The organism is Paenibacillus sp. PvR133, assembly GCF_017833155.1.
GTDB lineage: Bacteria > Bacillota > Bacilli > Paenibacillales > Paenibacillaceae > Paenibacillus > Paenibacillus polymyxa_B.
The window spans coordinates 82,272-95,292 of sequence record NZ_JAFIBS010000001.1; the positions used below are offsets into that span (position 1 = coordinate 82,272).

The 13,021-nt window shown below is 47.9% G+C and carries 11 protein-coding genes and 1 riboswitch; of the genes, 1 reads left to right on the top strand and 10 read right to left on the bottom strand.

What is annotated here, in order from left to right:
• Nucleotides 1-37 precede the first annotated feature (37 nt).
• From JOE49_RS00385 to JOE49_RS00410, 6 genes are all read right to left on the bottom strand, one after another.
• The gene (locus JOE49_RS00385; protein ID WP_023990182.1) at nt 38-706 is read right to left on the bottom strand and encodes a methionine ABC transporter permease; all 669 of its coding nucleotides are present in this window, start codon (nt 704-706) and stop codon (nt 38-40) included.
• Nucleotides 703-1,725 (bottom strand): methionine ABC transporter ATP-binding protein, encoded by a 1,023-nt coding sequence (locus tag JOE49_RS00390; RefSeq protein ID WP_053326058.1) that lies wholly within the window; start codon nt 1,723-1,725, stop codon nt 703-705. The genes JOE49_RS00385 and JOE49_RS00390 overlap by 4 nt, the downstream gene beginning before the upstream one ends.
• Nucleotides 1,726-1,861: 136 nt before the next feature.
• Nucleotides 1,862-2,001, bottom strand: a riboswitch (SAM riboswitch).
• Nucleotides 2,002-2,127: 126 nt separating this feature from the next.
• Entirely contained in the window at nt 2,128-2,853 is a 726-nt protein-coding gene (locus JOE49_RS00395) for a Cthe_2314 family HEPN domain-containing protein (RefSeq protein WP_025723590.1), read from the bottom strand.
• Between the two features lie 51 nt (nt 2,854-2,904).
• Nucleotides 2,905-4,671 (bottom strand): UbiD family decarboxylase, encoded by a 1,767-nt coding sequence (locus JOE49_RS00400; protein ID WP_025723591.1) that lies wholly within the window; start codon nt 4,669-4,671, stop codon nt 2,905-2,907.
• A gap of 129 nt (nt 4,672-4,800) precedes the next feature.
• Nucleotides 4,801-5,730 carry a COX15/CtaA family protein gene (locus tag JOE49_RS00405; protein ID WP_209940380.1) on the bottom strand — a complete coding sequence of 310 codons (930 nt, stop codon included), beginning with the start codon at nt 5,728-5,730 and terminating at the stop codon, nt 4,801-4,803.
• 173 nt (nt 5,731-5,903) lie between these two features.
• Nucleotides 5,904-6,248 (bottom strand): thioredoxin family protein, encoded by a 345-nt coding sequence (locus tag JOE49_RS00410; protein ID WP_028541427.1) that lies wholly within the window; start codon nt 6,246-6,248, stop codon nt 5,904-5,906.
• A 237-nt stretch (nt 6,249-6,485) separates the two neighbouring features.
• On the opposite strand from JOE49_RS00410, the gene JOE49_RS00415 reads away from it, so the two are divergent.
• Nucleotides 6,486-7,775: a DUF2515 family protein gene (locus JOE49_RS00415; protein ID WP_209940381.1), complete on the top strand. Its 1,290-nt coding sequence runs from the start codon at nt 6,486-6,488 to the stop codon at nt 7,773-7,775.
• A 17-nt stretch (nt 7,776-7,792) separates the two neighbouring features.
• Here JOE49_RS00415 and JOE49_RS00420 read toward each other — a convergent pair whose 3' ends face one another.
• The 4 genes from JOE49_RS00420 to JOE49_RS00435 form a co-directional block, all read right to left on the bottom strand.
• Nucleotides 7,793-9,427, bottom strand: a complete 1,635-nt coding sequence (locus JOE49_RS00420; RefSeq protein WP_071558292.1) for a putative polysaccharide biosynthesis protein — start codon at nt 9,425-9,427, stop codon at nt 7,793-7,795.
• A 138-nt stretch (nt 9,428-9,565) separates the two neighbouring features.
• Nucleotides 9,566-10,045: a DUF456 domain-containing protein gene (locus tag JOE49_RS00425; RefSeq protein ID WP_028541425.1), complete on the bottom strand. Its 480-nt coding sequence runs from the start codon at nt 10,043-10,045 to the stop codon at nt 9,566-9,568.
• 51 nt (nt 10,046-10,096) lie between these two features.
• Nucleotides 10,097-10,846, bottom strand: a complete 750-nt coding sequence (locus JOE49_RS00430) for a Cof-type HAD-IIB family hydrolase (RefSeq protein ID WP_023990191.1) — start codon at nt 10,844-10,846, stop codon at nt 10,097-10,099.
• 82 nt (nt 10,847-10,928) lie between these two features.
• Nucleotides 10,929-13,007 (bottom strand): peptidoglycan D,D-transpeptidase FtsI family protein, encoded by a 2,079-nt coding sequence (locus JOE49_RS00435; RefSeq protein ID WP_028541424.1) that lies wholly within the window; start codon nt 13,005-13,007, stop codon nt 10,929-10,931.
• Nucleotides 13,008-13,021: the final 14 nt, after the last annotated feature.

Sequence of the window (13,021 nt, forward strand, 5' to 3'; positions counted from 1 at the left end):
AGACGTCCTGATCAATAAGGATATCTATATGTTTTCCCTATTTTCGAGTATAATGCCGCACGAGACGATCTCCCGCCATTTGCAGCAATTGTACCAATACGACCATCAGCACGACTGCAACGATCATGACAGCCGTTTCATAACGATAATAGCCGTAGTTGATAGCCAGTGTACCCAGTCCACCGCCCCCGATCATCCCGGACATTGCCGTGTAGGATACGAGTGTAACGACGGTAATAGTTAATGCAGCGAGCAGACCCGGAAGTGCCTCACGTAACAGCACACGCCGGATAATTTGTCCTGTCGAGGCACCCATCGCTTGTGCGGCTTCAATGACACCCTTGTCCACTTCACGCAGAGACGTTTCGACAAGACGTGCGAAGAATGGGGCAGCCCCGATAACCAACGGCGGAATGGTTCCCAGCACCCCAGTCGAGGTACCTACCAGCGATCGTGTAAAAGGAATAAGTGCAACGATCAAAATGATAAATGGTACGGAACGTAAAATGTTAACGATGAATGATAATACAATGTATATCACCTTCATCAGAGTTAACGAGGAGCGACTCGCCAGAAACAATAATATGCCAAGCGGCAAACCAATAATGAGGGTGAACAATGCGGATGCTCCGAGCATCTGAAGGGTTTCCAGAGTAGAATTCCCTAGCTCATCCCAACTCACTTGTGAAAAATCAAGTTCGCTCATTGTCCGATCACCTCCACATCAAGTCCTTGCCCAGACACTTCGCGCAGCGTATGCTCTATATCTTCATGGTTTCCTTCAAAACGAACGATCAGCTGTCCATAGGGTACATTTTTAATCGTAGATATGGTTCCCTGCAAGATCGCAAAATCAACACCAGTGCTTCGAGCCGTACGCGACAGAATCGCATCATATGTTTTACTGCCCAAGAAGGAGATACGTACCACCTGCGCCGACTCACCGCCACCTGCTGCCGCAATCGCTGCTTGCAGCTCCTCGGGATGTTCTGACTCCCGTTGGATAAAGTCCTTGGTTACCTGGTGCTGTGGCTTCAAAAATACTTCCGCCACTGGGCCTTGCTCCACGATGTCGCCCTGATGAATGACGCCAACTCGATCACAAATGCTTTGAATGACATGCATTTCATGTGTAATCAGCACGATGGTTAAATTAAAGCGCTGATTAATATCCAACAACAATTTCAGGATAGACCCCGTCGTTTGCGGATCAAGCGCAGAAGTCGCTTCGTCACACAGCAATACATGAGGATCACTAGCCAGCGCCCGTGCAATTCCTACCCGCTGCTTCTGTCCACCTGAGAGCTGTGACGGATACTTTCCACTGTGTTCTTCCAGACCCACCAGTTCCAGCAGCTCACGAACTTTCATGTCCAGCTTTTCCCTGGGGGTGTTTACCAAACGCAAAGGAAATGCAATATTGTCATACACCGTTGCCGAAGACAACAAATTAAAATGCTGAAAAATCATTCCGATTTTTCGACGTTGCTTCTGTAACTGGGATTGACTCACAGTAGCGAGGTTTACCCCGTCTACCCATACTTCGCCTGAAGTAGGGCGTTCCAATAAATTAATACAGCGGATCAATGTACTTTTCCCCGCCCCGGAGTGACCAATCACTCCGAATATTTCTCCACGCTTTATAGAAAGATTCAACCCAGACAGCGCATTAACGCGTCGGTTGCCTTTGCCATAATGCTTGGTTAACTGCTTAAGCTCTATCAACGTGCTGCGACCCCCTTCACTTCTTCCTTACCCTTTTAACCAATTGTCATCTCTCAGGATTGTATAAAATCGCTATTTATTTATACAAAAAAGAGCCCCTTTCACAGAATGAAAAGGGCCCCACCTTGCGAACCTTTTCTCATCTGCCAAAATCGCTATAACTCTAGCGGTTTTGTAGGAATTAGCACCATCATGTTCCCTCCCAGTGTATTACACCGGGAAAGAACGGGTTGCCGGGCTTCATCGGGCCAGTCCCTCCACCTCTCTGGATAAGAAAAATATGTTAAACTCCAGCTTTAGCTGTCCGTTAAGTTTATATAAAAAAAACATAATTCAAGCATTTTTCTGAAACTAGGTTTCAGTATAGATAGTTTACATTGCTTTGTCAAAGGATATTTTCTATCATATTTTTGGGCGTACTGCCCGGTTCTCCCATTGTTTCGCAGTATAAGTAAAGGCGTTTGACAGCGACCGACATACCATTTCCAAGCCCTGCTGCAAATCTTCCAAATGGTGATCGAGGTCCTCCAGTTGGATTTTTCCATACAAAGCTCGGTGTCGTTGCCAGAGATCATCCTGCATTTCCGTATTCATATAGTGTATCTCCGTATTCCGACGCTTACGCAGCCGATTGATGGCATCGTTGTAAGTGTCCTTGATATCATTTAAATTATCGGTCAATACAGGATGCATTTTGAGATACTTGAGCTGCCGCAACACGGTAAAATACGAATAATGCGCCTTATACTGCCCTGTTTTTAAATCATACAGATCATTTAGCCAGTTACCCAGCTTATCCAAAATAGAGAAAACCCGAACAAACCCATCTTTATAAAAGAAAACATATAATGCATAATCGGATTTTTCATCCTCACTCATATCTTCAGCATATCCGGCTTTCACTTTCATACGGAAAAAGGCGGAAGCATGATGGCTCTGCTCCAGTTCATCCAGAGATGACATTAGACCGCGTGTTAAAATATCCGCCTTCCGAAAATCGTGGGTCGGATCTCCACCAGCCTGAATTTGCCGCTCCAGCAGGTTCAACATAGCTGACATGCTATTCATGGCATCTAGCAGGATGCCTTTGTTCACACGTGGTGGCTCACCCAGTAGCTTGCGTATCATGCTTACGCCTCCTTATAAATGTAAAATCCGGCTGTAGGTTTAATTAGGGCGTCAAGCGAAATAACTCGTCCATCGTTGATCTACAAGCTTAACAATATCCTCACGCGGTAACACCTCATCTGGATACCCCGGCTTCATACGCGCATCCACTACAATCGGCAGCTTATAGTTCAGATGATGCAAACGCACTTCGCTGTCTGCGTACATATCTGTAGCCGGGTTAAAGCGTGTGAATACCGTCCACAGGAACGAGGCTTGAGAGCGAACGACTTCTTTGGCATCGTCTACAATGAAGACGAGCGGCCACTCTTGCTCACCCGCTGCTAATCGCTCCAAAACACGTGCCGCCAGCTCAGGCTCCTGCTCAAAGGACGCACCCGATACGACAAGGCAACCTCCGCAATAGGGCTCAATTTCACGAATTCCCGGCAGATCGCCTCCCTCATAAGCACGAGGCAATTCACGTACAGGCTCACCTATCCCCATCAGGATGGCCTTACTGCCATGATTCAGCTTGCGGCCTGTGTAATCGAGTGTATCGTGTGAAGTGTGATTGAAAATAAATAAATCCCTTGCTGGATTAAATCGCTCCAGAATGGTTTCCAGCAGTAGGTTAAAGTCAGATAAATCAATTACTCGATCCGTCAGCATCAGGAACTTTGTCAACGATAATTGACCTTGACCCAAAATGGTAAAACCGGATACAAGCGCTTCACGGGAGTAGCTTTCACGTACGACTGCCGCTGCCAGCGCATGTACGCCCGTTTCCGCATACGCCCACAGGGACTTGACGGAAGGCATCACAAGCGGATAGGCAGGCGACAGCAGACGTTGCAAAAACTCACCGAGATAGTAGTCTTCTTGCCGAGGCTTACCTACAATGGTTGCCGGATAAATGGCATCCTTGCGGTGATGCATATGTTTGACATGAAATACAGGGAAATCATGCTGTAATGAGTAATAGCCAAAATGATCACCAAACGGGCCTTCCGGACGGCGTTCATGAGGCGGTACATAACCGCTGATTGCAAATTCTGCTTCTGCTGGAATCCGGTGACCCCCGAGCGGGTCTTCTGTCATGGGCAGCTTGCCTCCCATAATAAGCGAAGCCAGCAACAGCTCAGGCAAGTTTTCCGGTGCTGGCGCAATGGCAGACGCAATCAGGGCAGGCGGGCCACCGATGATAATCGTCGTAGGCAATGGCTCATTACGCAGTTCCGCTTCATGATAATGAAAACCGCCGCCTTTATGAATTTGCCAGTGAATGCCCGTCGTCTGATCATCATAAATCTGAATGCGGTACATCCCCAAATTATGATCCTTGGGCTGACCTGGCTTCTCAGTATACACGAGTGGAAGCGTAATAAACGGCCCTCCATCCTCATGCCAACTGGTCACTTTAGGCAGTGGTGCCAGCGGAGCCTCTGTACGGCGAACTCCCAATACAGGGGCCTCGCTATGAGATACTGTTTTTAGCCCTACTTTTAGCATGTCCTTAATCAGGCCACGTTCATTCCACAATGCTTTGGGTGTAGGTGGAAACAATGTTTTGGTCGCTCCTACAATCGCATCCATCAGCTGCTCTGGTCGCGGGCCAAAAGCCATGTCCACACGGCGATTCGTGCCAAACAGATTACTGGCTACAGGAAACGGGGTTCCTTTTACATTCGTGAACAGAAGTGCCGGCCCTTCTTCCTCAATGACTCTTCGATGAATCTCAGCCAGCTCCAGGTAAGGATCGACAGGTGCCTCTATAATTTTAAGATGATTTTCTTTACGCAGCGCTTCAATAAATTGGCGCAAATTCTGGTAGATCAACTGGACGACTCCTCCTAAGCAAATCAAGCCCTCGAGAAACTCGCGGGCCTGGTTTGTTTCTTATATGCTATTATACGTGTTTAAACGCCTCTTGGGCAAAAATCCGCTTGACTATGATCTATGAAACGCTTAGGTACGTTGTGCTTGGGTCGGAACAAGCTTGCGGTCCGGTGACAATTGCCATACACGATAGCTCAGATAAGCCAAGATGGAGAACAACGATGCAATCACCAGCATATGTCCCAGCACGATAAACATGTAGATTTCAGGTTTGTTGACGTACAACAAGATAATTCCAATCACCACTTGAAGCAAGATTAACAAGACCGATACGACACCCAATATACGGATATCCCGGTGGTTCGGGTGATAACGGTATGAGTAGTGACCCACAGCCAAGATAATGACGAACAGCAGACCAGCTGAAATCTGATGAAGCAGCAGTGGAGATATGAAGCCCCCAATATTTACAACCTTCTGGATGACCGAGTGACTAAGCAACGCCCCTGAATAGACAGCAATATAGGTATAGATCGTCGATAACCATATAAAGTTACGAAACCCCCGACTGACAGGCCCAGGAATCAGACGCGGGGTGTGGCGTGAATCTGCATGCTCCTGCCAGGCCCCCAACGTCATCATAGTCGCACTGGCAAAGGCGATAAGCGCAAAGCCAAAATGTAGTCCCATGACTGCAGCCGATTGGGAAAAGACGACAGCCAACGCCCCCATTGCACCTTGTATGATGACAAACATGAGCGTGAGCAGCGAGAATAGCTGCAAATCCTTCCGATGCTTCATAAACAGCAAAAAGCCAACAAATGAGGCGATAGAAAGAATCCCGGCCATGGCACTGACGGAGCGATGAGAGAACTCAATAAGGGATGCAATCGTATGTGCCGGAACCAGCTTGCCATTGCACAGCGGGAATTCCCGGCCACAGCCGAGACCCGAATCCGTCCGCGTCACGACACCTCCACCGAAGGTAGCCAAAAACATGACAATACATGTTACGAGTGCCAGCCATTTTAATATTCTAATTTTGTTATTCAAATTCACCCGTATCCTTCCAAATATAATATTTATTCACTTTATATGTTGTGAAATGATCACTTAAAGTAATTATAACTGATATATCGTTCCTTGACATACGAGCTTTGTTGACAAAATGTGAACGTGTCCGTGAGAAAGCCGCCCCCTGAGAAGGAAGCGGCTTTCTGAATGTCTTGATGTTATTTTGCCAAGCTCGCGTGGACTTCAACAGCCCGATCCAAAAATTGCTCAATCTCTTCGCGGGATTTGCGCAGTCTGTTCACCAGACGTACCAGTTCTCGCCCTTCACTGTAAGCGATAAAGCTAGGAATCCCCAATACATTTTGCTCTTGACTGACGCTTTCGGCCTGTTCTACATCAATCTCAATTAATGTAAGCTTATCTGCATATTGTTGTTCCACATCAGGCATGAACGGATCGATGAAATGACAATCCTTACACCAGTCCGCCTTAAACACAGCCACCGTAACGCCCGGAGTGGATATTGCCTTATTAAAGTCTTCATGAGAGACGATTTTTTGCATGGATGATTCCTCCTTAAATTCTTTTTGTGCTGAAAAGATTGCACTTTCTATTGTAACGCCAAGTGAAGCTTTTGCACACTCCCCCATTCTACTCACATGCCGATTGGAAGCCCTCTCATTGAGGCATACTAAAGATATACTTAAGAATCCACATAAGCGTCGACATCCTAACAGCATACCCAACATACTTGGCAGGATACGGGGATGCTTGCAGTTGGAAAGGAGGTTAATTTAGTCATGTCTCTTACCGAATGGCTCCATACAGCATCTCGACAGCTTCAAGGAGGGCTAAAGTTACTGGGTTCCGTTCCCCGTGTTGCAGAGGAAGCTTGGGAGGGCAAACGGGCGGCTTGGACCGAATCCCGAAAATTACGCTCCCCCTTGCGTGAACTAGCGTGGGATTATCATACGGCACAGGCCGCTATGAATGAAGCTGAAGCGATAATGCTGGTGAACGGACCCGCTACGCGTCCCTCTTCTCTGAATATGCCCTTATGCGAAACAGACTGTGAGCTACTGGAGAGGATCAAGAACGATACAGCACAGGAGAATCGCAGCAACGTTACCCGCACTGCCGCTTACCTTGAATGCTACCGTGGCTACCCGGAGTTACACTGGGCATTACTGGCCCACCTGGTTTCTCGTAATGGCGGCTATAATATGACCGATCTGAAAGGGGGACTGATTGGCAACCTGTTCGGTGAACAGGAAAAGGAATGGCTGTATCGGCTACTGGAGCGCTGTAACGCCCTTATTTTTCAAGACGCTTATCCGCAGTTGCAACTTTACATGCACAGCCGTCATTTAGGTCGAAGTTGCTTTCATTTGTTGCCTTATTTTCACGTTTCGCCATTCATGAAGCCCTTTTGGGAACGTTTCTGGGCTTGGCGGGATAGCTCTCTGTTGACTGTGGCGCTCATCATTAATGAACAAAACTATATTGAAGGACGTGTGGTAAAAGATCCGTATTTCCAAAAATTTGTAACACACAAGCCGGGCTTTTATTTGCATGACTGGCTCCAGCTAAATCAGGTTATATTTCCACTTGGACTAAACGGTGGACTTGCTGGACTAGTAATGGAGCGTTTCGGCCATTTGGACGAGCGGATCGGCTTTGGCAAAAGTCTCTATGCTATGCTCTTCGGCCATCAGCAAGTGCTGGACCAGGTATCCGCATTCGCTAAAAGTGTGCCGCATACAGGTTCACGCAGCGACTATTGGCCCGGATTGTTCACCCCGAATGAACAAAAAGCGCTGCACTCTCCAGATGAAAGTGCAACGCTTTTAGCACATGAATGGCTACCGCCAGGACAACGTCTGTACAGTCCGGAGCTGAACGCCGTCTGGTCCGATACAGCTTATGATCCAATCCCCCGGTATGACTGGTTTCAGGACGGCTCCACACTTGGACATCTCAGCGAACCAAGGCGACCGCTGTTATTTGCCATGCGCCATGAGCATCGTCATGGCATCCAAAAAACAGCAATGGCCCACGTTGCCCATAACAGCTTGCAACCTTTCCACTGAAAGACTGGGGGACTCTTTTAGCCTCGTTGTCCTGTGGACTCACGCTGTAGACGCATTAACGGACGCAGTACCTTTTGCAACATACGCGGATAGTTGCCCAGCTCGTCCCTTCGCAATACGCGCAGTACAACCAGCAACAACAAGTAGCATACCAGTACAGCTGTCCCGGCAATGCAGCACGCGATCAAGAAGGCCACACGCGCAGGCATCAGATGCACCAGCAGAATACAGGCTTCATTTACACCGTATCCGATAGCTCCCGAGACGACGACTGCGGTTAAGAACCCTGCCCAGCGACGGCCCATGATGGAAAAGGAGACGATCCCTTTAAGCACACGCAAATTCAGCAACGTGATCACGAGGAAACATAATCCGGTTGCAGCAATGATCCCATAAATTCCAAGCCAACCAGCCAGCAGCCAGCTCGCTGCAAACTTGACGACGATACCGACCATGACATTAACCATTGAAATACGCGGCTTGCCCATACCGATCAGTATCGAATTAGAAGTCATCATCGTAATCTGGAATATCGTTCCGAGTGTCAGAACAGCGATGATACCACTGCCTCCAAGCGAGCTAAACAGTAAACCATTAATAGAATAGGCGGTTACACATAAAGCCAGCACAATCGGCATCCCAGTCAAAATAGAGATACGCAAGGCCAGCGTCATCTGATTTTGTAAATGCTGCTCATCCTTACGGGCAAATGCCGCTGAAATGATCGGAATGAGCGATTGGCTGAGCGCAATGGCCAAAATCGGCGGAATTCCCGCCACACTCTGTGCCCGAGAGCCTAGATAACCCAACTGAGTAGTCGCCTGATCCAATCCCACTTGACCAGACAGCAGTCTCACCACAATCGACGTATCAATAAAGTTGACCGCCGGAACCGTCAGAGACGACAATACAATGGGAATGGAAAGCTTGAAAATATCTTTGTAAATGCGCATCATCGGTAGCGCGGAGCTTTCCTCTTGGAATTGATCTTGACGATCCTGTCGATCCTGGCGACGCAATTTCACCGTGTAGTACAACATAACCGCTAGAGCGCCAAGACTTCCCATGACACCTCCAAAGGAAGCCCCAGCCGCAACCTCGCGATCTCCATAACCTAGCTTCAAAATAATAAAAGCGAGTACAATAGCGGTCGCTACCCGTGCAACCTGCTCCACAATTTGTGAAATACCGCCTGCGGTCATATTACCGCGCCCTTGGAAGTATCCACGCATCATGGCAATGGCAGGGAACAGCAGTAATGCTGGTGCCAAAGCCTGAATGGCCAAAGCGGATTGCGGAACCCCTGCTACATGCTCGGCAAAGTAAGGTGCTCCAAAATACAGCAGCGCTGTAATGATAATGCCTGCCGCGGCCGCGAATATCAAAGCCGCACGATACACACGTCGCGCTTCCGAAGGCCGATCCAGCGCATAGCGTTCTGAAACCATTTTGCTCAACGTGCTTGGGATGCCGGCCGTAGCCACTGTGAGCAGCATCAAATAAGCGTTGTTCGCAATGGTAAACGAGGCGTTCCCGACGGAACCGAGCAAATGCTCCAATGGAACACGCTGTACCAGACCAAGTACTCTGGCCACCAAGGCGGCAGCGGCTAAAATAAGCGTACCTTTAAGGAATGTTTCTTTATTGGACAAAATGCGTTCCCTTCTTTCTTGCTGTTCACACGCATGCAAAAGCCCCGCACAAACAGTCATGGCCTGAGCCATCACCGGTGCGGAGCCGCATGTCGATTCTGTCTCTGCAAATCATAATAAACCAAAACGAATCTCGGGTCATAACACCCAAATCAAGAATACAATAATCATGGCAAGCTGCAAAATCACTTTCATCACGGTGCTGGTAAAAAGGCCTAATACAGAGCCAAAGCCCACTTTAATAGCTCGGTCCAGCGGGGCTTTGCCAATTAGTTCACCCAGCACAGCGCCGATAAATGGTCCCAAAATCAGGCCAAATGCCGGAATAACGAAGGGGCCGATAATAATCCCGATGGTACTCAGTATCGCCGACAGACGCGAGCCGCCAAATCGCTTGACACCCCACGCATTCACAGCATAATCCGCAACAAAAAGGGCAACGACGATTAGTGTTTGTATAATCCAAAACAATGCATTGTATGGAGCAAACGAGAAAAACCAGCCGTATACAAAAAATGCAAAATAGATGGCGAGCGCCCCCGGCAATACGGGATATACCGCCCCGGCCATGCCCACAATGAACAGCACAATAACAACAATCCAGCCTACAACGTCCATGGGCCTCCTCCTTCTCGTCCATTCATCCGGCCTGCTGCATTATTCATTTTATTACACAAGCACATAATCACGGATCACTTCTACAATGCCGTCGTCATTATTCGAAGCCACGACCAAATCAGCGGCTTCTTTAACCGTATCCTGAGCATTCCCCATTGCTACGCCCAGTCCAACCGCTTGAATCACAGCCAGGTCATTCAGACTGTCGCCAACGGCAACCACCTGCTCCAGAGTAATGCCAAGCAGATCGCACACTTCAGCGATTCCACTGGCTTTGGATATACCAGCTGGGTTAATTTCCAGATTTGTCATCGAAGAATTGGAAATTTCAAGTCCACCCATATCCTGAAGCTTAAGTAAAATTTGGTGGCGAATTTCGTCATTTTCCGTATTATAACCGAATTTGAGCCACTCCTGTGTGTCCAATGTATCCGGCCAACGATCCCTATTATATAATTCCTCCGTTGAGTAAGCCCAGAACCAAGAGCCTGTTTCTACAGCAATTTGGTGCATCTTACGAACGAGCTCCTTATCAAGTAAATAACGGCGCCACAACTCGTGGGGTGATTTCCACACCTCACTGCCGTTTACGGTTACCATTGGCGTCTCCAGGCCGAGTTGCTGACCGTAAGGCAGAGCATGCATCGCTGCACGTCCGGTGGACAAGCATACATGAATCCCTTCCTGAATCGCCTTGTTAATCCAGTTAATCGTTTCCAAGGAAATTTCATGATTATCATTCAGTAAAGTTCCATCCATGTCGAGCGCAAGCAGTTTGTATTTATATTGGTTTTCTCCCATAGTCTCTCTTCCTCCTGTATGTCCCTTATGTCCAACGACATTTTACCATGAAAAAGAGAAGCCCACAAAAGTATTCAAGTCCTCACTTTGCTGCCAGAGGCTTTTTAGGAGTACCATCTAGCCCGTAAACTTCGTCATACGCATCAAATATTTTACGCGCAACCGGTCCCGCGCTCGTCGCACCAAAGCCCCCTTCAGGAATGATGACCGCTACCGCCAGCTTCGGATTTTGACGGGGAGCAAAAGCGATGAACACCCCGTTATCTTTAACCGTACGTCCCACCACCTGCTCGGAAGTCCCCGTTTTACGGGCATAATCATAAGGGAATCCATTAAAGGCTTTAACATCTGTAGCCATACCTCGAATCACTGTATTCCAGTACGTATCTGAAAAAGCGACCTCATTCAGCACCTGCGGCTTAAACTCACGTACGAGATTCCCCTGATCATCTACAATTTTGCTGACCAAATGAGGCTGCATACGCTTGCCCTTTGTTGCCAGCACAGTTGTATACTGGGCTAACTGCATCGCTGTATATTTTCCCTGCTGACCAAAGGATGCCTGTACCAAACGTGTCAGCGCACTTTCATGCTTGCTCGTATACTCAAGTCTACCTGCCCACTCGCCCGGCAGATCTACTTCTGTCGGAACGCCTAATCCAAATTCCTTCATATACTTGTCCCATACGTCAATTCCCTGATGTACCCCTGCATTACTTCCGTATTTGCCATACAGCGGCTTGCCGATCATATCCACCATAAACGTATTCGACGAGACCTCAATTGCCCTGCTAGGTGTCAAAGAACCATACACATGTCCGCTAGAATTCCCAACCCGGCTGGAGCGATTTTTGCCGTAGTACGCACTTCCCGTATCCAGATAAGTTTGTCCGGGAGAAAACAGGTTTTCCTTCAACCCGATCAGCACGGATAGCGGTTTAATGGTTGAACCCAGAAGCACCGAGGATTCTGGATGTGGACCCGCTTTTCCGCTAGGGACGGATTTAATGGTTCCATTTCCCATTTTATGCTGAATTTCGTCATATACCGAAGGCGAGGTACTTCCACTTTTCCATACATTAGAGTCATAATCCGGCATACTGGCCATTGCCACGATATTTCCGGTCTCTACCTCCATCGCTACAGCGAAGCCAGTGGTAGCGTCTTGATGAAGCTTCCCCGATACGGCATGAGTATGAAGCCAGCGAAGCTGATCCATAATGGCCTGTTCGGTTTTCTGCTGAATTTCCTTGTTAATGGTGGAATATAAATGATGTCCTTTTTCAGGAGGAGTAATGGATTCAATGCCCTCCGGCATGCTGCGCGGATTGACTTCTACCGTTTTATATCCGTTTTTTCCTCTCAGTTCATCCTGGTACTGAAGCTCCAAGCCATCATATCCGACCGTTTCACTTTCCGAATACACCTGTGTCGGTCTTAGAACCTCCGAATTAGCTTCATAGAGCTCTTTATATTTGGGCCGGTTCGTTCGAGCTCCTTTGAACTTGTACATATATCCAATCGTTTGTACCGCCACCCGATCCGGGTCATAATGGCGTATACTTTCTTCTACAACCTCTACACCAGGGAACTCTGTCCGATGTTCCAGAAAATAAGCGATTTCCTGCCGACTCAGGTCGGATTTGACCAAACGTGGGGTAAATCCCCTATATTGATTATAGTCCGGGTCCAGTCGCTTTTTTATTTCCTCTGCATTAAGCTGCTCTCCTTCGTTACGACCCAGTTCGTTTAATTTGGCAGCAAGCTTGGCAGCAAAAGCATTGAGCTCAGGGAGCAGCTTTTCCCCCGGCTTGCGATCTTTCTCCGTACGCTTGCTATAATCCTTAGATAAAGTTACATACAGGGACTGTACTGGAGTCGAATATGCCAGCTTAACCGTACCTGTAGAATCATAAATCGTGCCGCGACTCGGGGCTAACGGGACATTTTTCGTATTTACGGATTGCTGCTGGCCCTTCAGCTCCTCCGATTGTACAAACTGCAATACAGCTAGTCTGGTAATGATCAGGGCAAACAGCACAAAAGCACTAAAAAACAGTAGGTTGGTTCGTAAAACCGTCCGTTTTTTTCGTGACTCTTCATTCTCTTCAACATTTTTCTTTTTAAATGAAAACTTTTTATCCAAACTTCCTCTGTCCATATTAGCTGGTCATT

Bases quoted from the DNA above. Each gene is read 5' to 3' on its own strand.
- JOE49_RS00395 (WP_025723590.1), bottom strand. From the start codon at position 2,853: ATGATACGCAAGCTACTGGGTGAGCCACCACGTGTGAACAAAGGCATC.
- JOE49_RS00415 (WP_209940381.1), top strand. From the start codon at position 6,486: ATGTCTCTTACCGAATGGCTCCATACAGCATCTCGACAGCTTCAAGGA.
- JOE49_RS00430 (WP_023990191.1), bottom strand. From the start codon at position 10,846: ATGGGAGAAAACCAATATAAATACAAACTGCTTGCGCTCGACATGGAT.
- JOE49_RS00410 (WP_028541427.1), bottom strand. From the start codon at position 6,248: ATGCAAAAAATCGTCTCTCATGAAGACTTTAATAAGGCAATATCCACT.
- JOE49_RS00435 (WP_028541424.1), bottom strand. From the start codon at position 13,007: ATGGACAGAGGAAGTTTGGATAAAAAGTTTTCATTTAAAAAGAAAAAT.
- JOE49_RS00425 (WP_028541425.1), bottom strand. From the start codon at position 10,045: ATGGACGTTGTAGGCTGGATTGTTGTTATTGTGCTGTTCATTGTGGGC.
- JOE49_RS00385 (WP_023990182.1), bottom strand. From the start codon at position 706: ATGAGCGAACTTGATTTTTCACAAGTGAGTTGGGATGAGCTAGGGAAT.